The organism is Escherichia sp. WS1368 (assembly GCF_046487485.1).
GTDB lineage: Bacteria > Pseudomonadota > Gammaproteobacteria > Enterobacterales > Enterobacteriaceae > Escherichia > Escherichia coli.
In genome coordinates this window covers 95,865-115,359 of the sequence record NZ_JBJQJI010000001.1, presented here as the reverse complement: position 1 = coordinate 115,359, position 19,495 = coordinate 95,865, and the positions used below count along the sequence as shown (strand labels likewise).

At 50.8% G+C, this 19,495-nt stretch carries 18 protein-coding genes; 12 read left to right on the top strand and 6 right to left on the bottom strand.

Annotation, left to right across the window (positions count from 1 at the left end; all coding sequences use genetic code 11):
- The first annotated feature begins 5 nt into the window (after positions 1-5).
- The 5 genes from hyfH to focB are packed head-to-tail and all read left to right on the top strand — an operon-like array spanning position 6 to position 4,624.
- Entirely contained in the window at positions 6-551 is a 546-nt protein-coding gene (hyfH, locus tag ACJHYD_RS00525) for a hydrogenase 4 subunit H (RefSeq protein ID WP_001551452.1), read from the top strand.
- Positions 548-1,306 (top strand): hydrogenase 4 catalytic subunit HyfI, encoded by a 759-nt coding sequence (hyfI, locus tag ACJHYD_RS00520; RefSeq protein WP_000075547.1) that lies wholly within the window; start codon positions 548-550, stop codon positions 1,304-1,306. Before hyfH ends, hyfI begins: the two co-directional genes overlap by 4 nt.
- Positions 1,299-1,712, top strand: coding sequence for a hydrogenase 4 assembly chaperone HyfJ (hyfJ, locus tag ACJHYD_RS00515; protein ID WP_001551453.1), 414 nt, complete (start codon positions 1,299-1,301; stop codon positions 1,710-1,712). The genes hyfI and hyfJ overlap by 8 nt, the downstream gene beginning before the upstream one ends.
- A 29-nt stretch (positions 1,713-1,741) precedes the next feature.
- A complete protein-coding gene (hyfR, locus tag ACJHYD_RS00510; RefSeq protein ID WP_001596059.1) occupies positions 1,742-3,754 on the top strand; it encodes a DNA-binding transcriptional regulator HyfR in 2,013 nt (670 codons plus the stop codon).
- 21 nt (positions 3,755-3,775) lie between these two features.
- Positions 3,776-4,624: a formate transporter FocB gene (gene focB / locus ACJHYD_RS00505; protein WP_001551455.1), complete on the top strand. Its 849-nt coding sequence runs from the start codon at positions 3,776-3,778 to the stop codon at positions 4,622-4,624.
- Positions 4,625-4,661: 37 nt separating this feature from the next.
- Here the strand turns inward: focB and ACJHYD_RS00500 are convergent, their stop codons facing one another.
- Positions 4,662-5,723 (bottom strand): AI-2E family transporter, encoded by a 1,062-nt coding sequence (locus ACJHYD_RS00500; RefSeq protein ID WP_000892044.1) that lies wholly within the window; start codon positions 5,721-5,723, stop codon positions 4,662-4,664.
- A gap of 212 nt (positions 5,724-5,935) precedes the next feature.
- Between ACJHYD_RS00500 and bepA the strand changes: the two genes are divergently transcribed.
- Both bepA and arsC read left to right on the top strand, forming a co-directional pair.
- Complete coding sequence (bepA, locus tag ACJHYD_RS00495; RefSeq protein ID WP_000489665.1) at positions 5,936-7,399, top strand: beta-barrel assembly-enhancing protease; 1,464 nt, start codon at positions 5,936-5,938, stop codon at positions 7,397-7,399.
- 20 nt (positions 7,400-7,419) lie between these two features.
- Positions 7,420-7,779 carry an arsenate reductase (glutaredoxin) gene (gene arsC / locus ACJHYD_RS00490; RefSeq protein WP_000166449.1) on the top strand — a complete coding sequence of 120 codons (360 nt, stop codon included), beginning with the start codon at positions 7,420-7,422 and terminating at the stop codon, positions 7,777-7,779.
- 105 nt (positions 7,780-7,884) lie between these two features.
- Here arsC and ACJHYD_RS00485 read toward each other — a convergent pair whose 3' ends face one another.
- The 3 genes from ACJHYD_RS00485 to upp all read right to left on the bottom strand — a co-directional run bounded on the left by ACJHYD_RS00485 (position 7,885) and on the right by upp (position 10,682).
- On the bottom strand, positions 7,885-8,586 hold the full coding sequence (locus ACJHYD_RS00485) for a DnaA inactivator Hda (protein ID WP_001307333.1): 702 nt from the start codon (positions 8,584-8,586) through the stop codon (positions 7,885-7,887).
- A gap of 94 nt (positions 8,587-8,680) precedes the next feature.
- Entirely contained in the window at positions 8,681-9,970 is a 1,290-nt protein-coding gene (uraA, locus tag ACJHYD_RS00480; protein WP_000198328.1) for a uracil permease, read from the bottom strand.
- A gap of 85 nt (positions 9,971-10,055) precedes the next feature.
- Positions 10,056-10,682: a uracil phosphoribosyltransferase gene (gene upp / locus ACJHYD_RS00475; protein WP_001295473.1), complete on the bottom strand. Its 627-nt coding sequence runs from the start codon at positions 10,680-10,682 to the stop codon at positions 10,056-10,058.
- Between the two features lie 324 nt (positions 10,683-11,006).
- Here upp and purM point away from each other — a divergent pair, with 324 nt between their 5' ends.
- The 4 genes from purM to ppx all read left to right on the top strand — a co-directional run bounded on the left by purM (position 11,007) and on the right by ppx (position 16,465).
- Positions 11,007-12,044 (top strand): phosphoribosylformylglycinamidine cyclo-ligase, encoded by a 1,038-nt coding sequence (purM, locus tag ACJHYD_RS00470; RefSeq protein WP_001295474.1) that lies wholly within the window; start codon positions 11,007-11,009, stop codon positions 12,042-12,044.
- A complete protein-coding gene (gene purN, locus ACJHYD_RS00465) occupies positions 12,044-12,682 on the top strand; it encodes a phosphoribosylglycinamide formyltransferase (RefSeq protein WP_001028621.1) in 639 nt (212 codons plus the stop codon). Before purM ends, purN begins: the two co-directional genes overlap by 1 nt.
- 170 nt (positions 12,683-12,852) lie before the next feature.
- Positions 12,853-14,919, top strand: a complete 2,067-nt coding sequence (ppk1, locus tag ACJHYD_RS00460) for a polyphosphate kinase 1 (protein ID WP_000529576.1) — start codon at positions 12,853-12,855, stop codon at positions 14,917-14,919.
- A gap of 4 nt (positions 14,920-14,923) precedes the next feature.
- Positions 14,924-16,465 (top strand): exopolyphosphatase, encoded by a 1,542-nt coding sequence (ppx, locus tag ACJHYD_RS00455; protein WP_001121363.1) that lies wholly within the window; start codon positions 14,924-14,926, stop codon positions 16,463-16,465.
- Between the two features lie 38 nt (positions 16,466-16,503).
- Here ppx and pdeF read toward each other — a convergent pair whose 3' ends face one another.
- A complete protein-coding gene (pdeF, locus tag ACJHYD_RS00450; protein WP_000772737.1) occupies positions 16,504-18,747 on the bottom strand; it encodes a cyclic-guanylate-specific phosphodiesterase PdeF in 2,244 nt (747 codons plus the stop codon).
- A 181-nt stretch (positions 18,748-18,928) separates the two neighbouring features.
- Positions 18,929-19,081, bottom strand: coding sequence for a hypothetical protein (locus ACJHYD_RS00445; RefSeq protein ID WP_000017552.1), 153 nt, complete (start codon positions 19,079-19,081; stop codon positions 18,929-18,931).
- Between the two features lie 17 nt (positions 19,082-19,098).
- Here ACJHYD_RS00445 and ACJHYD_RS00440 point away from each other — a divergent pair, with 17 nt between their 5' ends.
- Positions 19,099-19,290: a YfgG family protein gene (locus ACJHYD_RS00440; RefSeq protein WP_000076001.1), complete on the top strand. Its 192-nt coding sequence runs from the start codon at positions 19,099-19,101 to the stop codon at positions 19,288-19,290.
- The last annotated feature ends 205 nt before the right edge of the window (positions 19,291-19,495 follow it).

Below are 19,495 nucleotides of genomic sequence, written 5' to 3'. Positions count from 1 at the left end.
AGAAGATGCTGAAGTTACTGAAAACTATTATGCGCGCCGGAACCGCGACGGTGAAATATCCCTTCGCACCACTGGAGGTCAGCCCAGGCTTTCGCGGGAAACCGGACCTGATGCCCAGCCAATGTATTGCCTGCGGTGCCTGCGCCTGTGCTTGTCCGGCAAATGCGCTGACTATCCAGACCGACTACCAGCAAAATACGCGCACCTGGCAGCTCTATCTGGGACGTTGTATTTACTGCGGACGTTGTGAAGAAGTGTGCCCGACCAGAGCCATTCAGCTTACCAATAACTTTGAACTGACCGTCACCAATAAAGCCGATCTCTATACCCGCGCGACGTTCCATCTACAACGTTGCAGCCGTTGCGAACGCCCGTTTGCCCCGCAAAAAACCGTCGCACTGGCTGCAGAACTGTTGGCACAGCAACAAAATGCACCACAAAACCGCGAAATGTTGCGGGCGCAAGCGAGCGTCTGCCCGGAATGCAAACAACGCGCGACGCTGATCAACGACGACACAGATGAACCGCTGGTGGCTAAGGAGCAGCTATGAGTCCAGTGCTTACGCAACATGTCAGCCAGCCCATAACGCTGGACGAGCAAACGCAAAAGATGAAGCAGCATTTGCTACAGGATATCCGTCGCTCGGCCTACGTTTATCGCGTCGATTGCGGCGGCTGTAACGCCTGCGAAATCGAAATTTTTGCCGCCATCACACCCGTATTCGACGCAGAACGTTTTGGCATTAAGGTTGTTTCATCACCGCGTCACGCCGATATTTTGTTATTTACTGGCGCAGTCACCCGGGCGATGCGTATGCCTGCACTTCGGGCATATGAGTCTGCCCCCGATCATAAAATCTGTGTTTCCTACGGCGCGTGTGGTGTCGGCGGCGGTATTTTCCACGATCTCTACAGCGTCTGGGGCGGCAGCGACACCATTGTCCCCATTGATGTTTGGATCCCCGGCTGCCCGCCAACACCGGCCGCCACCATTCACGGTTTCGCCGTGGCGCTCGGTTTGCTGCAACAGAAGATTCACGCGGTGGATTATCGCGATCCCACCGGGGTGACCATGCAACCGCTGTGGCCGCAGATCCCGCCATCACAGCGTATCGCCATTGAGCGAGAAGCGAGGCGGCTGGCGGGCTATCGTCAAGGGCGAGAAATTTGCGATCGACTCCTGCGCCATTTAAGCGACGATCCCACAGGAAATCGGGTTAACACCTGGTTGCGCGAAGCCGACGATCCGCGTCTCAATAGTATCGTTCAGCAACTCTTTCGCGTTCTCCGGGGGTTACATGGCTGAGGAGTGCAGGGAAATTGTTTTCTGGATGCTGCGAAAAAAATTTATCGCCAGTAGCGACGAGATGCCGGAACACAGCTCCCAGGTAATGTATTACTCGTTGGCTATCGGCCATCACGTTGGCGTGATTGATTGTCTGAATGTCGCCTTCCGCTGCCCACTGACGGAATACGAAGATTGGCTTGCACTGGTCGAAGAGGAGCAAGCCCGACGTAAGATGCTGGGGGTGATGACTTTTGGTGAGATTGTTATTGACGCCAGCCACACCGCCCTGTTGACCCGGGCATTCGCGCCACTGGCAGATGACGCGACGTCGGCGTGGCAGGCGCGTAGCATTCAATTCATTCATCTGTTGGATGAAATTGTGCAGGAACCGGCCATCTATCTGATGGCCAGAAAAATTGCGTGAGAAGGATTTCTCATTAATAAGGACTGTTGATGGCTATGTCAGACGAGGCGATGTTTGCCCCGCCGCAAGGAATAACAATTGAAGCGGTAAACGGAATGCTCGCGGAGCGGTTAGCGCAGAAACACGGCAAGGCGTCTTTATTACGCGCCTTCATCCCGCTGCCGCCGCCGTTCAGCCCGGTACAACTTATTGAACTGCATGTTCTCAAAAGCAACTTCTATTACCGCTACCATGATGATGGCAGCGATGTGACGGCAACAACAGAGTATCAGGGTGAGATGGTCGATTATTCGCGTCACGCCGTCCTTCTCGGCAGTAGTGGAATGGCGGAGCTACGCTTTATTCGCACTCACGGCAGCCGTTTTACTCCCCAGGATTGCACACTGTTTAACTGGCTGGCACACATAATCACTCCGGTTCTGCAATCATGGCTCAATGATGAAGAACAGCAGGTGGCGCTGCGTTTGCTGGAGAAAGATCGCGATCATCATCGGGTACTGGTGGATATCACTAATGCAGTGTTGTCACATCTTGATCTCGACGATCTGATCGCTGACGTCGCTCGTGAGATCCATCATTTTTTCGGTCTGGCTTCAGTCAGTATGGTACTGGGCGATCATCGAAAGAACGAGAAGTTCAGCCTGTGGTGCAGCGATCTTTCTGCCTCACATTGTGCGTGTCTGCCACGCTGTATGCCTGGCGAAAGTGTATTGCTGACACAAACGCTACAAACCCGACAACCGACCTTGACGCACCGTGCAGACGATCTGTTTCTCTGGCAACGCGACCCGTTATTACACTTACTTGCATCTAACGGCTGCGAATCTGCGCTCCTGATACCGCTCACCTTTGGCAACCATACACCGGGCGCATTGTTGCTGGCGCATACCTCTTCCACTCTCTTTAGTGAGGAAAACTGCCAGCTACTACAACATATTGCCGATCGCATCGCTATTGCCGTTGGCAATGCCGATGCCTGGCGCAGCATGACCGATTTGCAGGAAAGCTTGCAGCAAGAAAACCACCAGCTTAGCGAGCAGCTCCTTTCGAATCTGGGCGTCGGTGACATTATCTATCAAAGCCAGGCAATGGAAGATTTGCTCCAGCAGGTAGATATTGTGGCGAAGAGCGTCAGTACGGTGTTGATTTGTGGTGAAACCGGAACCGGCAAAGAGGTGATCGCCAGAGCGATCCATCAACTTAGCCCACGACGCGACAAGCCACTGGTCAAAATCAACTGCGCTGCCATCCCCGCCAGTCTTCTGGAAAGTGAGTTATTCGGTCATGACAAAGGGGCATTTACTGGTGCGATTAATACCCATCGTGGTCGTTTTGAAATTGCCGATGGCGGCACGTTGTTTCTCGATGAAATTGGCGATCTGCCGTTAGAACTTCAGCCTAAACTGCTGCGCGTATTGCAGGAACGGGAGATTGAGCGTCTCGGCGGGAGTAGAACGATCCCGGTGAATGTCAGAGTCATTGCCGCCACCAACCGTGATTTGTGGCAAATGGTTGAAGATCGCCAGTTTCGCAGCGATCTCTTTTATCGCCTGAATGTCTTCCCACTGGAATTGCCGCCGCTGCGCGACCGTCCGGAAGATATCCCTCTTTTAGCAAAACATTTCACGCAAAAAATGGCGCGCCATATGAATCGCGCAATTGACGCCATCCCGACCGAGGCACTACGCCAGTTGATGTCGTGGGATTGGCCGGGCAACGTGCGCGAGCTGGAAAACGTGATTGAGCGAGCGGTACTACTGACTCGCGGTAACAGTCTGAATTTACATCTTAATGTCCGACAAAGCCGTTTACTGCCGACGCTAAATGAAGATTCAGCGCTTCGCAGTTCAATGGCACAGTTGCTGCACCCGACGACGCCAGAGAATGACGAAGAAGAACGTCAGCGCATTGTTCAGGTATTGCGAGAAACCAATGGCATTGTTGCCGGGCCCCGTGGCGCGGCGACGCGATTAGGGATGAAGCGCACCACGCTGCTGTCACGAATGCAGCGGCTGGGGATCTCGGTTCGCGAGGTGTTGTAATCTGTTTTTGCAGGAGTATGCATGAGAAACAAACTCTCTTTCGACTTGCAGTTGAGCGCCAGAAAAGCGGCAATCGCTGAACGGATTGCTGCCCATAAAATTGCCCGCAGCAAAGTATCGGTCTTTTTAATGGCGATGTCCGCTGGCGTGTTTATGGCGATTGGATTTACTTTTTACCTTTCCGTTATCGCCGATGCCCCGTCTTCACAGGCATTAACCCATCTGGTGGGCGGCCTTTGCTTTACACTCGGCTTTATTTTGCTAGCGGTTTGCGGCACCAGCCTGTTCACCTCGTCGGTAATGACGGTGATGGCAAAAAGTCGGGGCGTTATTAGCTGGCGAACATGGCTGATTAATGCACTTCTGGTGGCCTGCGGTAATCTGGCAGGTATTGCCTGTTTCAGTTTGTTAATCTGGTTTTCCGGGCTGGTGATGAGTGAAAACGCGATGTGGGGAGTCGCGGTTTTACACTGCGCCGAGGGCAAAATGCATCATACATTTACTGAATCAGTCAGCCTCGGCATTATGTGCAATGTGATGGTTTGCCTGGCGCTGTGGATGAGTTATTGCGGACGTTCATTATGCGACAAAATCGTCGCCATGATTTTGCCCATCACCCTGTTTGTCGCAAGTGGCTTTGAGCACTGTATCGCCAATTTGTTTGTGATTCCGTTCGCCATTGCCATTCGCCATTTCGCCCCTCCCCCCTTCTGGCAACTGGCGCACAGTAGCGCAGACAATTTTCCGGCACTGACGGTCAGCCATTTTATTACCGCCAATCTGCTCCCGGTGATGCTGGGTAATATTATCGGCGGTGCAGTGCTGGTGAGTATTTGTTATCGGGCTATTTATTTACGTCAGGAACCCTAAAAAATCAGCCCGGCGAAACAGTTCGTCGGGCTGAAGATTATTCTTGCGCGATTTGCCCATCGGGCCAGGCATGAATCACGGCTTTGATCAGCGTCGCCAACGGAATGGCGAAGAATACGCCCCAGAATCCCCACAAACCACCGAAGATCACCACCGATAAAATAATGACCAGCGGATGCAGGTTAACCGCTTCGGAGAACAACACAGGTACTAACAGGTTGCCGTCCAGCGCCTGAATGATCAGATACACCGCGAAGCAGCTCCAGAATTCCGTGCCAGCACCAAACTGGAATAGCGCCACGCCAACCACCGGAATGGTCACCACAAATGCGCCAATGTACGGAATAAGTACCGAGAAGCCGACCAGCACCGCCAGCAGCAGCGAATAGTTCAGCCCGAAGAGTAAGAATCCCAGCCAGGTGGCGATCCCCACCACGATCATCTCCAGCACTTTGCCGCGGATATAGTTGGTGATTTGTTGATTCATCTCCTTCCACACCTGTCCTGCCAGTCCACGGTTACGTGGCAGCACCCGGCGAACGGCGTTCAGCATCTGCTCTTTGTCTTTCAGCAGGAAGAAGACCATCAATGGTACCAGCACCAGATAGACGGCAATGGTCAGCAAACCGACCAGCGAGGCGAGGGAAATTTTCACCACCGAATCGCCCATGGTCAGCATCCGACTGCGCATATTTTCGGCCATTGCATCAATAATGCCCGCATCCATCAACGCCGGATAGCGGCGCGGCAACGTGGCGGCAAAGTCAGAAAGCTTATTGAGCATCCCCGGCATATCGCGAATTAAGTAGATGCCCTGCTGCCAGGCGATAGGCAATACCACGAACGCCATCAGTAGCAATATACCGACGAAAACCACCAATACAATCGACGTCGCCCAGCGGCGGGAGCAGCCAATAGATTGCAGGCGCACGGTTGGCCATTCCAGCAAATAGGCCAGCACAATAGCCACCAGCAACGGAGCAAGCAGGCCACTAAAGAAAAAGATAATGCCAAATCCGGCAACTAAAATAACCAGCAAGGCAATCGCTTCCGGGTCGCTAAAACGGCGGCGATACCATTGCATCAACATTTCGAGCATAAAGACCTTCCCTGAACCTCAAGAGCGGGATTGCGATCCGCAATTGTATCGAAATGTCACAAAAAAGACTTCGCTTTTTATGACGGATTCAGGAAACTGAAAAGTCATTTGAGTGGGCTAATCTTCGCCGTTACACTCAAAGGCGGCGCGGTGGGAACGATATTTCACAGTATCGGTCAAATGACTATCTTCAGAAATACAGGATAGAGGTTATGTTCAGGCAGTTGAAAAAAAACCTGGTTGCAACCCTCATTGCTGCTATGACCATTGGTCAGGTAGCCCCGGCGTTTGCCGACAGCGCAGACACCTTGCCGGATATGGGAACCTCCGCAGGAAGCACGCTTTCCATTGGCCAGGAAATGCAGATGGGCGACTATTATGTCCGCCAGCTACGCGGCAGCGCGCCGTTAATTAATGACCCGCTGTTAACGCAATATATTAATTCGCTGGGTATGCGTCTGGTTTCGCATGCCAATTCGGTTAAGACACCGTTTCATTTCTTTCTGATCAACAACGACGAAATTAACGCCTTTGCTTTCTTTGGCGGCAACGTGGTGCTGCACTCTGCCCTGTTCCGTTATTCCGATAACGAAAGTCAACTGGCTTCAGTTATGGCGCACGAAATCTCCCACGTCACCCAACGTCACCTGGCGCGAGCGATGGAAGATCAGCAGCGCAGCGCGCCGCTGACCTGGGTCGGCGCATTAGGTTCTATTTTACTGGCGATGGCCAGTCCGCAGGCGGGGATGGCTGCGCTGACCGGTACACTGGCGGGAACGCGCCAGGGGATGATCAGTTTCACCCAGCAAAATGAACAGGAAGCGGACCGCATTGGTATTCAGGTGCTGCAACGCTCGGGATTCGATCCGCAGGCGATGCCGACCTTCCTCGAAAAATTGCTCGATCAGGCGCGTTACTCCTCGCGTCCGCCGGAAATTTTATTGACTCACCCGTTGCCGGAAAGTCGTCTGGCAGATGCCCGCAACCGTGCTAATCAGATGCGTCCGATGGTGGTGCAGTCGTCGGAAGATTTCTATCTGGCGAAAGCGCGCACACTGGGGATGTATAATTCCGGACGTAACCAGCTCACCAGTGATTTGCTGGATGAATGGGCGAAAGGAAACGTTCGTCAGCAACGAGCAGCACAATATGGTCGTGCTTTACAGGCGATGGAAGCCAATAAATACGACGAGGCGCGTAAAACGCTGCAACCGTTACTGGCGGCAGAACCTGGCAACGCATGGTATCTCGATCTGGCTACTGATATCGATCTTGGGCAAAACAAAGCCAATGACGCTATCAATCGTCTGAAAAATGCCCGTGATTTACGCACCAATCCGGTGTTGCAGCTCAACCTGGCGAACGCTTATCTGCAAGGCGGTCAACCACAAGAAGCGGCCAATATTCTGAATCGCTACACCTTTAATAATAAAGATGACAGCAACGGCTGGGATTTGCTGGCACAGGCGGAAGCCGCGCTAAATAACCGCGATCAGGAACTGGCTGCGCGAGCAGAAGGTTATGCGCTCGCCGGGCGACTCGATCAGGCTATTTCCTTGTTGAGTAGCGCCAGTTCGCAGGTGAAATTAGGCAGCCTGCAACAAGCACGTTACGATGCGCGCATCGACCAGTTGCGCCAGCTGCAGGAACGCTTTAAGCCTTATACCAAGATGTAATTCGCATTAAAGGAAGAACAATGACCAAACAGGTAAAAATCTACCATAACCCACGCTGTTCAAAGAGCCGGGAAACGCTGAACCTGCTGAAAGAAAACGGCGTGGAGCCAGAAGTGGTGCTCTACCTTGAGACACCCGCCGATGCGGCAACGCTGCGTGATTTGCTGAAAATGCTGGGGATGAATAGCGCTCGTGAATTGATGCGCCAGAAAGAGGATCTTTATAAAGAACTGAACCTGGCTGACAGTTCGCTTAGCGAAGAGGCGCTGATTCAGGCAATGGTGGATAATCCGAAGCTAATGGAGCGCCCGATTGTGGTCGCGAATGGCAAAGCGCGAATTGGTCGTCCACCGGAGCAGGTGCTGGAAATCGTGGGTTAAGAAGTGCTCCATCGCTAGTTGAAGCACATTGCCGGATGCGACGCTTGCCGCGTCTTATCCGGCCGACGAATACTATGGGTGCGCATCCGACAATAAACGTCTTGTCTACAGTTTCAGAATTTCTTTCACAAACGGAATGGTCAGCTTACGTTGCGCGGTAATCGACGCACGATCCAACTGATCCAACGTCATAAATAACGTGCGCATCTCTCTGTCGAGCCGCTTCAACAAGAAACGCCCCACATCTTCCGGCAGTTCAAAACCACGCAAACGCGCGCGTAACTGTAGCGCCTGCAACTTATCTTCATCAGAAAGTGGCTGCAATTTGTAGATCTGCCCCCAGTCGAGACGCGACGCGAGATCCGGTAATCCCAGATTCAACTGCCGCGGTGGACGATCGCCGGTGATTAACAACCGTGTTTTGCCCGATTCCAGAATTCGATTGTAGAGATCGAAAATCGCCATCTCCCACAACTCATCGCCTGCAATACACTCAATGTTGTCGATACAGACCAGCGACAAATGCTCCATACCGTCGAGCACTTCCGGAACAAACCAGGTGCGTTTATCCAGCGGGACATAGCCCACCGCATCGCCACGCTGCGACAATTCCGCGCAAGCCGCGTGCAGCAGATGGCTGCGCCCCGCGCCTTCGCGTGCCCAGAGATAGATGTAACCGCTATGTTCCTGACGCAGCACGTTTTGCAGCGCGGCCAGTAAAGAGGAGTTATCCCCCGGCCAGAAACTTGCAAAGGTTTCGTCGTCAGGAAGATAAAGTGGCAAAGAGAGCTGTGCCGGTGTGTTCAGAGATACCTCAACCAGGATTTCACAAAATCGCGAGAAGTTTACCACAGAATCCCATGATGTTTGAACCGGGCAGCAACACTGCCCGGTCGGTACATTATTTGTCTGTTATATCCGCGTCTTCTGCGTCCAGCACCACTTCTTCAGGGCGCAGCACACTAATCAGTTTGAAGATCAAACTTAAGCCGATACCGACGATGGTCGCCAGCGCCATACCTTTCAGCTCCGCCGCGCCGATGTTTACCTTCGCGCCACTGACACCGATGATCAAAATCACGGAAGTCAGGATCAGGTTCTGTGCTTTGTTGTAATCCACTTTCGATTCGATCAAAACACGAATACCGGAAGCACCGATGACACCATAAAGCAGCAGCGAAACGCCGCCCATCACCGGCAATGGGATCATCTGGATAGCAGCAGCCAGTTTACCGACGCAGGAAAGCAGGATAGCGAAAATCGCCGCCCCGCCGATAACCCAGGTACTGTAAACACGGGTGATCGCCATCACGCCAATGTTTTCCCCGTAGGTGGTATTTGGCGTGGAGCCAAAGAAGCCGGAGATCACGGTCGACAAGCCGTTAGCAAACATCGAACGGTGCAGACCTGGATCGCGCAGCAGATCTTTTTTGACGATATTAGCCGTTACCACCAGGTGCCCTACGTGTTCGGCAATAACCACTAACGCCGCTGGCAGAATAGTCAGAATGGCAAACCACTCGAAGCGCGGCGTATAGAGAGTTGGCAGCGCAAACCAGTGAGCATTAATAATCGGCGTGGTATCGACAATTCCCATTGCGAAAGAGAGCGCGTAGCCCACCAGCACGCCAATTAAAATCGGGATAATTGCCAGGAAACCACGAAACAGCACGGAACCTAAAACCGTAACCGCCAGGGTGGTAATGGAGATGATGATGGTTTTGGAGTCTGGAGTTTGCCCTTCAGCCGGGAGTAAACCTGCCATACCGGCAGCTACGCCCGCCAGCTCCAGACCGATGACGGCAACGATTGCGCCCATTGCCGCAGGTGGAAACAGCACGTCCAGCCAGCCGGTCCCCGCTTTCTTCACGATAAAAGAAACCAGGCAGAACAGCACGCCGCACATAATAAAGCCGCCCAGCGCGACTTCATACCCCAACGGCAACAGTAACAATACCGGTGAAATAAAGGCAAAGCTGGAACCAAGATAAGCCGGAATTTTCCCTTTACAGATGAAGAGATACAGCAGTGTTCCTATACCGTTAAATAACAGTACAGTCGCCGGGTTAATATGAAATAAGACGGGCACCAGGACGGTTGCACCAAACATGGCGAACAAATGTTGCAAACTAAGCGGGATTGTCTGTAAAAGTGGCGGTCTTTCACTCACCCCGATAGCACGGCGCGTCATAGTATTATCCTCTGTATTATGTGTTATAGGCGCTTTACTCAAAAAAAAGCCGACTCTTAAAGTCGGCTTTAATTATTTTTATTCTTTATTTCGTACCAAAGATTTTGTCACCGGCATCGCCGAGGCCCGGAATAATGTATCCGTGCTCGTTCAGTCCCTGGTCAATTGATGCAGTATACAGTTCGACGTCCGGGTGCGCTTTTTCCAGCGCTGCGATACCTTCTGGCGCAGCTACCAGCACCAGAACTTTGATGCTGCTGCAGCCCGCTTTTTTCAGCAGGTCGATGGTCGCGATAACGGAACCACCGGTTGCCAGCATTGGGTCAACGATCAGCGCCATACGCTCATCGATGTTAGAAACCAGTTTCTGGAAGTACGGTACCGGCTCCAGCGTTTCTTCATTACGGTACATACCGACGACGCTGATGCGCGCGCTCGGAACGTTTTCCAGCACACCGTCCATCATCCCCAGACCCGCACGCAGAATTGGCACAACGGTAATTTTCTTACCTTTGATCTGGTCGATTTCTACCGGGCCGTTCCAGCCTTCGATAGTTACTTTTTCCGTTTCGAGGTCGGCGGTCGCTTCGTAAGTCAGCAGGCTACCCACTTCGGAAGCGAGTTCGCGAAAGCGCTTGGTGCTGATATCTTGCTCACGCATCAGTCCCAGCTTGTGTTTGACGAGTGGGTGTTTGACTTCCACGATCTTCATACTCTTTCTCCTTTGAGGGGCAGCCACAAAAAAAATCGACGGATTATACCTCCTTTCTTCAAGGCGGCAATATTATTTTCGTTGACTTTAGTCAAAATGATAACGGTTTGAGATAAAGTTATTTTATATTCAAATGGTTATAGAAGAAGATTATTCCATCCGAAAACGATCCTTTGCCCTGGTACAAGTATTCTTTCGCCGCGCGCCTGGGGAAAAGACGTGCAAAAAGGTTGTGTAAAGCAGTCTCGCAAACGTTTGCTTTCCCTGTTAGAATTGCGCCGAATTTTATTTTTCTACCGCAAGTAACGCGTGGGGACCCAAGCAGTGACCGATAAAACCTCTCTTAGCTACAAAGATGCCGGTGTTGATATTGACGCGGGTAATGCTCTGGTTGGAAGAATCAAAGGCGTAGTGAAGAAAACGCGTCGTCCGGAAGTGATGGGCGGTCTGGGCGGCTTCGGTGCGCTGTGTGCATTGCCGCAAAAATATCGTGAACCCGTGCTGGTTTCCGGCACTGACGGCGTAGGTACCAAGCTGCGTCTGGCGATGGACTTAAAACGTCACGACACCATTGGTATTGATCTGGTCGCCATGTGCGTTAATGACCTGGTGGTGCAAGGTGCAGAACCGCTGTTTTTCCTCGACTATTACGCAACCGGAAAACTGGATGTTGATACCGCTTCAGCGGTGATCAGCGGCATCGCGGAAGGTTGTCTGCAATCGGGCTGTTCACTGGTGGGTGGCGAAACGGCAGAAATGCCGGGGATGTATCACGGTGAAGATTACGATGTCGCTGGTTTCTGCGTTGGCGTGGTAGAAAAATCAGAAATCATCGACGGCTCTAAAGTCAGCGATGGCGATGTGCTGATTGCACTCGGCTCCAGCGGTCCGCACTCGAACGGCTATTCGCTGGTGCGCAAAATTCTTGAAGTCAGCGGTTGTGATCCGCAAACCACCGAACTTGATGGTAAGCCATTAGCCGATCATCTGCTGGCACCGACCCGCATTTACGTGAAGTCCGTGCTGGAGTTGATTGAAAAGGTCGATGTGCATGCTATTGCGCACCTGACCGGCGGCGGCTTCTGGGAAAACATTCCGCGCGTATTGCCAGATAATACTCAGGCAGTGATTGATGAATCATCCTGGCAGTGGCCGGAAGTGTTCAACTGGCTGCAAACGGCAGGTAACGTTGAGCGCCATGAAATGTATCGCACCTTCAACTGCGGCGTCGGGATGATTATTGCCCTGCCTGCTCCGGAAGTGGACAAAGCCCTCGCCCTGCTCAATGCCAACGGTGAAAACGCGTGGAAAATCGGTATCATCAAAGCCTCTGATTCCGAACAACGCGTGGTTATCGAATAATGAATATTGTGGTGCTTATTTCCGGCAACGGAAGTAATTTGCAGGCAATTATTGACGCCTGCAAAACCAATAAAATTAAAGGCACCGTACGGGCAGTTTTCAGCAATAAGGCCGACGCGTTCGGCCTTGAACGCGCCCGCCAGGCGGGTATTGCAACGCATACGCTCATCGCCAGCGCGTTTGACAGTCGTGAAGCCTATGACCGGGAGTTGATTCATGAAATCGACATGTACGCACCCGATGTGGTCGTACTGGCTGGTTTTATGCGCATTCTCAGCCCGGCGATTGTCTCCCACTATGCCGGGCGTTTGCTGAACATTCACCCTTCTCTGCTGCCGAAATATCCCGGATTACACACCCATCGTCAGGCGCTGGAAAATGGCGATGAAGAGCACGGTACATCGGTGCATTTCGTCACCGATGAACTGGACGGTGGCCCGGTTATTTTACAGGCGAAAGTCCCGGTATTTGCTGGTGATACGGAGGATGACATCACCGCCCGCGTGCAAACCCAGGAACACGCTATTTATCCACTGGTGATTAGCTGGTTTGCCGATGGTCGTCTGAAAATGCACGAAAACGCCGCGTGGCTGGATGGTCAACGTCTGCCGCCGCAGGGCTACGCTGCCGACGAGTAATGCCCCGTAGTTAAAGCGCCAGCTCTGCCGCTGGCGTTTTTCAATTCACCTGTAAATCGCAAGCTCCAGCAGTTTTTTTCCCCCTTTTCTGGCATAGTTGGACATCTGCCAATATTGCTCGCCATAATATCCAGGCAGTGTCCCGTGAATAAAACGGAGTAAAAGTGGTAATGGGTCAGGAAAAGCTATACATCGAAAAAGAGCTCAGTTGGTTATCGTTCAATGAACGCGTGCTTCAGGAAGCGGCGGACAAATCTAACCCGCTGATTGAAAGGATGCGTTTCCTGGGGATCTATTCCAATAACCTTGATGAGTTCTATAAAGTCCGCTTCGCTGAACTGAAGCGACGCATCATTATTAGCGAAGAACAAGGCTCCAACTCTCATTCCCGCCATTTACTGGGCAAAATTCAGTCCCGGGTGCTGAAAGCCGATCAGGAATTCGACGGCCTCTACAACGAGTTACTGCTGGAGATGGCGCGCAACCAGATCTTCCTGATTAATGAACGCCAGCTCTCCGTCAATCAACAAAACTGGCTGCGTCATTATTTTAAGCAGTATCTGCGTCAGCACATTACGCCGATTTTAATCAATCCTGACACTGACTTAGTGCAGTTCCTGAAAGATGATTACACCTATCTGGCGGTGGAAATTATCCGTGGCGATACCATCCGTTACGCGCTGCTGGAGATCCCATCAGATAAAGTGCCGCGCTTTGTGAATTTACCGCCAGAAGCGCCGCGTCGACGCAAGCCGATGATTCTTCTGGATAACATTCTGCGTTACTGCCTTGATGATATTTTCAAAGGCTTCTTTGATTATGACGCACTGAATGCCTATTCAATGAAGATGACCCGCGATGCCGAATACGATTTAGTGCATGAGATGGAAGCCAGCCTGATGGAGTTGATGTCTTCCAGTCTCAAGCAGCGTTTAACTGCTGAGCCGGTGCGTTTTGTTTATCAGCGCGATATGCCCAATGCGCTGGTTGAAGTGTTACGCGAAAAACTGACTATTTCCCGCTACGACTCCATCGTCCCCGGCGGTCGTTATCATAATTTTAAAGACTTTATTAATTTCCCCAATGTCGGCAAAGCCAATCTGGTGAACAAACCACTGCCGCGTTTACGCCACATTTGGTTTGATAAAGCCCAGTTCCGCAATGGTTTTGATGCCATTCGCGAACGCGATGTGTTGCTCTATTATCCTTATCATACCTTTGAGCATGTGCTGGAACTGCTGCGTCAGGCTTCGTTCGACCCGAGCGTACTGGCGATTAAAATTAACATTTACCGCGTGGCGAAAGATTCACGCATCATCGACTCGATGATCCACGCCGCACACAACGGTAAGAAAGTCACCGTGGTGGTTGAGTTACAGGCGCGTTTCGACGAAGAAGCCAACATTCACTGGGCGAAGCGCCTGACCGAAGCAGGCGTGCACGTTATCTTCTCTGCGCCGGGGCTGAAAATTCACGCCAAACTGTTCCTGATTTCACGTAAAGAAAACGGTGAAGTGGTGCGTTACGCACACATCGGGACCGGGAACTTTAACGAAAAAACCGCGCGTCTTTATACTGACTATTCGTTGCTGACCGCCGATGCGCGCATCACCAACGAAGTACGGCGGGTGTTCAACTTTATTGAAAACCCATACCGTCCGGTGACATTTGATTATTTAATGGTGTCGCCGCAAAACTCCCGCCGCCTGTTGTATGAAATGGTGGACCGCGAGATCGCCAACGCGCAGCAAGGGCTGCCCAGTGGTATCACCCTGAAGCTAAATAACCTTGTCGATAAAGGCCTGGTTGATCGTCTGTATGCGGCCTCCAGCTCCGGCGTACCGGTTAATCTGCTGGTTCGCGGCATGTGTTCGCTGATCCCCAATCTGGAAGGCATTAGCGACAACATTCGTGCCATCAGTATTGTTGACCGTTACCTTGAACATGACCGGGTTTATATTTTTGAAAATGGCGGCGATAAAAAGGTCTACCTTTCTTCCGCCGACTGGATGACGCGCAATATTGATTATCGTATTGAAGTGGCGACGCCACTGCTCGATCCGCGCCTGAAGCAGCGGGTGCTGGACATCATCGACATATTGTTCAGCGATACAGTCAAAGCACGTTATATCGATAAAGAACTCAGTAATCGCTACGTTCCCCGCGGCAATCGCCGCAAAGTACGGGCGCAGTTGGCGATTTACGACTACATCAAATCACTCGAACAACCTGAATAACCCTATGCCAATACACGATAAATCCCCTCGTCCGCAGGAGTTTGCTGCGGTCGATCTTGGTTCAAACAGTTTTCACATGGTCATAGCCCGTGTGGTAGATGGTGCCATGCAGATTATTGGCCGCCTGAAACAGCGGGTGCATCTGGCGGACGGCCTGGGGCCAGATAATATGTTGAGTGAAGAGGCAATGACGCGCGGTTTGAACTGTCTGTCGCTGTTTGCCGAACGGCTGCAAGGGTTTTCTCCTGCCAGCGTCTGTATAGTTGGCACCCATACACTGCGTCAGGCGCTGAACGCCACTGACTTTCTGAAACGCGCGGAAAAGGTCATTCCCTACCCGATTGAAATTATTTCCGGTAATGAAGAAGCCCGTCTGATTTTTATGGGCGTGGAACATACCCAACCGGAGAAAGGTCGCAAACTGGTTATTGATATTGGCGGCGGATCTACGGAACTGGTGATTGGTGAAAATTTCGAACCGATTCTCGTTGAAAGCCGCCGGATGGGTTGTGTCAGCTTTGCCCAGCTTTACTTCCCTGGCGGGGTCATCAATAAAGAGAATTTTCAGCGCGCTCGCATGGCGGCAGCACAAAAACTGGAAACTTTAACCTGGCAATTCCGTATTCAGGGCTGGAACGTGGCAATGGGCGCTTCCGGTACCATAAAAGCCGCCCATGAAGTGTTAATGGAAATGGGCGAGAAAGACGGGATAATTACCCCGGAACGTCTGGAAAAACTGGTAAAAGAAGTTTTACGTCACCGTAATTTCGCATCGCTGAGTTTACCGGGTCTTTCCGAAGAGCGGAAAACAGTCTTCGTTCCGGGACTGGCGATTTTATGCGGTGTGTTTGATGCTTTAGCCATCCGTGAACTGCGCCTTTCTGACGGGGCGTTACGCGAAGGCGTACTGTATGAAATGGAAGGACGTTTCCGTCATCAGGATGTGCGTAGTCGCACCGCCAGCAGCCTCGCCAACCAGTATCACATCGACAGCGAACAGGCCCGACGGGTACTGGATACCACTATGCAAATGTACGAACAGTGGCGGGAACAGCAACCGAAGCTGGCGCATCCGCAACTGGAGGCGCTACTGCGATGGGCCGCCATGCTGCATGAGGTCGGGTTGAATATCAACCACAGCGGTTTGCATCGCCACTCAGCTTATATTCTGCAAAACAGCGACTTGCCGGGTTTTAATCAGGAACAGCAGTTGATGATGGCGACGCTGGTGCGCTATCACCGTAAAGCGATTAAGCTCGACGATCTGCCGCGCTTTACCTTGTTTAAGAAGAAACAGTTCCTGCCACTGATTCAGCTATTGCGCCTTGGCGTATTACTCAATAATCAACGTCAGGCAACCACTACACCGCCAACATTGACGCTGATTACCGATGACAGTCACTGGACACTGCGTTTCCCGCATGACTGGTTTAGTCAGAATGCGCTGGTACTGCTTGATCTGGAAAAGGAGCAAGAATACTGGGAAGGCGTGGCTGGCTGGCGGTTGAAAATTGAAGAAGAAAGTACCCCAGAAATCGCCGCTTAATGCTTTGCGGGCCGACGAGAAATGTCGGCCCGCATTATTCAGGCACTTTCGCGAATGGGTTCGATTTCATTCAGCGTATCAATTAACGGTTGCGGCTTACCAATAAGATAACCCTGCATATAATCGATCCCCAAAGAGAGCACCGCCTCGCGGATCTCTTCGTTTTCAACGTACTCTGCCACTACCCGCATTTTCTTCATTCGCGCCAGGTGGCAAATCGACGCCACTATCTGATAATCCAGACTATTTGACACAATATTGCGGATAAAACTGCCGTCAATTTTAAGCAAATCGGCATTCACATTTTTAAGCCGCGCATAGCTGGCATAGCCGGTGCCGAAATCATCAATCGCAATCTGGCAGCCTAATTCCTGAAGATGCTGCAAGGTGATTTGCGCCTGCTTAACATTTGTCAGAGCATTACTTTCGGTGACTTCAAAAATAAGTTGCCACGCTTCAATTTGATATTTAGCCAGCAGCTGACTGACTTCAACGGGAAAACGAGCCTGACATACCGAGGTTGGCGACAGATTAATCGCAAAACGGTGAGCGGGCATCTTCGCTCTGTTTTCAGCCATAAATTGCAGCGTATGCTCAATGACCCACATGTCGATACTCGACGATAAACCAAATTCGTGCGCGACCGGCAAGAAGCTGTCGGGGCTGATCAGTTCATCATTCTCACCTTTCATACGCAGAAGAATTTCATGGTAGACATCGCCACGCATACCGGTAATCGGCTGGGCCATCAGGAAAAAATGGTTGTGTTCCAGCGCCTGCTGTAGCCGATTCATCATCGCGACTTTATCTTTCAATTCGCGTTGCAAATACATTGCCCCGCGACGCTGCATATTTTCTGGGGCGTTGGTCACGATGGAAAGTTCGGCGACCGTATTTAGCTCTCCCAGCAGTAAGTAGATATGATTCACTGGCGAGCGCACATAGCAGTAACTGACGCCAATCTGCGGTTGCATCGGCATTCCATCCCAAAAGAAACGAAATTGCTTGAGATGGCTATCCAGTGCGGTAATGCGCTCCTGGTGCGATTCTGTATTCAGTCGCAGCGCGAGATCGTTACCCGATAGCTGATAAACATCTTCACCCGGTTCCAGCAATGGTGACAGCCAGTGAGAAAGTTTTTGCTTGTATTGAATCCGTAGCATGATGCCATAGTTTTTAACCAGCATTTCCATGCCAGGGATGCGTAAATAACAAAGCGCAGACCAGGGGGCATCACGCAACGCGCGATTCAGGGCGCGAACATTTGGCAGATGAACCACCGGGTCCACATACGCAAGCCGCTGAATGCGTCTGACTACCGCTCTCTGACGGGTTGCCAGTACAGCCATATAATTGACAATAAAAGAGAATACCAGATAACTGGAGGAGGTTATGGTCAGCTGCGTGGTATAGCCAGGATAAATGGGAATGTAATTTTGATAGCTGTGGATGCTGATCATCAACACGACCGCCCAGAGCAGCGAAATCAGCTTATAACCATAGCGCATGGCTCCCCACATCATCAGGGGCAGCAATAATGACAAGGTATAATTGGTGCTAAAAATTGTGCTTTTTTCATTTAACGGCATGCATAACAGCAACAACAACGCACCTAATGCCAGTAGCCAGAGTGCGAACTCTTTTTTGGTGACTTTGACATCAACCTGCTGTTTTAATTGCGAATAATAACTACGTAAATAAAACGGATTTCGCACTACACGAATGATGAAGTAGCACAGCGGGACACCAATCAGATTGCCCACCAGTAAGGCCTGATAATTGATTAAGGTCCCGAGGTTAAAAGGCATGACGCCGACCAGATTTTCTCTGCTCGCCAGTAATCCTACAAACGCAGCAAACTGGAAAAGTATCAGAAACAGCGTTGCAGGAAACACAATCTGCCAGAATATACGCTGGGAAATTAAACGGGTATCACCATGTGAAACGTTGTTACGCCGGGGAGTAAAGACCCTGTAACCGCCCCAACAGAGAATGATAATGATAATAAAATTAGCCGTTAATGAGAGCGTTTCGTAAAAACCCAGCTCTGCATATTTGCGGACAAAAATCCCTAAGGCGATCCCTGGCAATGCCGCCCAGCTGAAAAACATCATCATGCTGATCATCAGAGCCAGAGGCAGATAAAAGAGAAAAACCTCACCGGAAGAAATATGCGCGAAAGTATTAATGTGGGCGAAAATGGGCAAGATTAAAGAAGGCAGGAACAGCGGAAGCCCCCACCATTTATCACGTATTTTTATATAAGTTGCATTCAGTTTCATAGATGCTCAGCAGAATCCCCCACATCCTGAAGGAGGTGTATTCAGACAGGCATCCCACCTGACTTCGAATGATGATTATTCATCACTATAGAGAGCATTGATTCTAAGTGTCATATGAAAGTTCCAATTGATATATATCAAACAAAATAACCCTGATTAATGAATTATTACGTTTATCATGTTAATTCATCATTATTACATCATCATTGTAAATAATTAAATTAACTTCCATAACATTAAAATATGTATCCACTGACGCTTTTTTACATAACGAAGAATTGACCATTTTGTCCTGTTGTGCCTTAATGTAAGTACCGTCCACAGCGTGGGACATACTTCAAGGAACCTTTTGTGAGTCAGGCAACCAGTATGCGAAAACGACACCGATTTAACAGTCGCATGACCCGTATCGTACTGCTCATCAGCTTTATCTTCTTCTTTGGCCGTTTTATCTACTCGTCCGTCGGTGCATGGCAGCACCATCAGAGCAAAAAAGAAGCTCAGCAATCCACACTCTCCGTCGAATCACCGGTACAACGTTAGCGGTTACCTTCTCCACTTTCACAGAACATAACGGCACCTCGCTGTCGGATGCTTTTGCTCTTTGGGATTATCAAAGCGGCAGATATTCTTTCATCTTAAATTTTACGTCTTTGTCCTGACAGATGTTTATCCTGTTTGGCTGCGAAATAAATATAAAATTAATACATATATTTTAATGATGTATTTTTATAAATTATTTCCCACA

Bases quoted from the DNA above. Each gene is read 5' to 3' on its own strand.
- purN (WP_001028621.1), top strand. From the start codon at position 12,044: ATGAATATTGTGGTGCTTATTTCCGGCAACGGAAGTAATTTGCAGGCA.
- hyfI (WP_000075547.1), top strand. From the start codon at position 548: ATGAGTCCAGTGCTTACGCAACATGTCAGCCAGCCCATAACGCTGGAC.
- upp (WP_001295473.1), bottom strand. From the start codon at position 10,682: ATGAAGATCGTGGAAGTCAAACACCCACTCGTCAAACACAAGCTGGGA.
- hyfR (WP_001596059.1), top strand. From the start codon at position 1,742: ATGGCTATGTCAGACGAGGCGATGTTTGCCCCGCCGCAAGGAATAACA.
- bepA (WP_000489665.1), top strand. From the start codon at position 5,936: ATGTTCAGGCAGTTGAAAAAAAACCTGGTTGCAACCCTCATTGCTGCT.
- focB (WP_001551455.1), top strand. From the start codon at position 3,776: ATGAGAAACAAACTCTCTTTCGACTTGCAGTTGAGCGCCAGAAAAGCG.
- arsC (WP_000166449.1), top strand. From the start codon at position 7,420: ATGACCAAACAGGTAAAAATCTACCATAACCCACGCTGTTCAAAGAGC.
- ppk1 (WP_000529576.1), top strand. From the start codon at position 12,853: ATGGGTCAGGAAAAGCTATACATCGAAAAAGAGCTCAGTTGGTTATCG.
- hyfH (WP_001551452.1), top strand. From the start codon at position 6: ATGCTGAAGTTACTGAAAACTATTATGCGCGCCGGAACCGCGACGGTG.
- pdeF (WP_000772737.1), bottom strand. From the start codon at position 18,747: ATGAAACTGAATGCAACTTATATAAAAATACGTGATAAATGGTGGGGG.
- ACJHYD_RS00500 (WP_000892044.1), bottom strand. From the start codon at position 5,723: ATGCTCGAAATGTTGATGCAATGGTATCGCCGCCGTTTTAGCGACCCG.
- ppx (WP_001121363.1), top strand. From the start codon at position 14,924: ATGCCAATACACGATAAATCCCCTCGTCCGCAGGAGTTTGCTGCGGTC.
- uraA (WP_000198328.1), bottom strand. From the start codon at position 9,970: ATGACGCGCCGTGCTATCGGGGTGAGTGAAAGACCGCCACTTTTACAG.
- ACJHYD_RS00445 (WP_000017552.1), bottom strand. From the start codon at position 19,081: ATGTCCCACGCTGTGGACGGTACTTACATTAAGGCACAACAGGACAAA.
- hyfJ (WP_001551453.1), top strand. From the start codon at position 1,299: ATGGCTGAGGAGTGCAGGGAAATTGTTTTCTGGATGCTGCGAAAAAAA.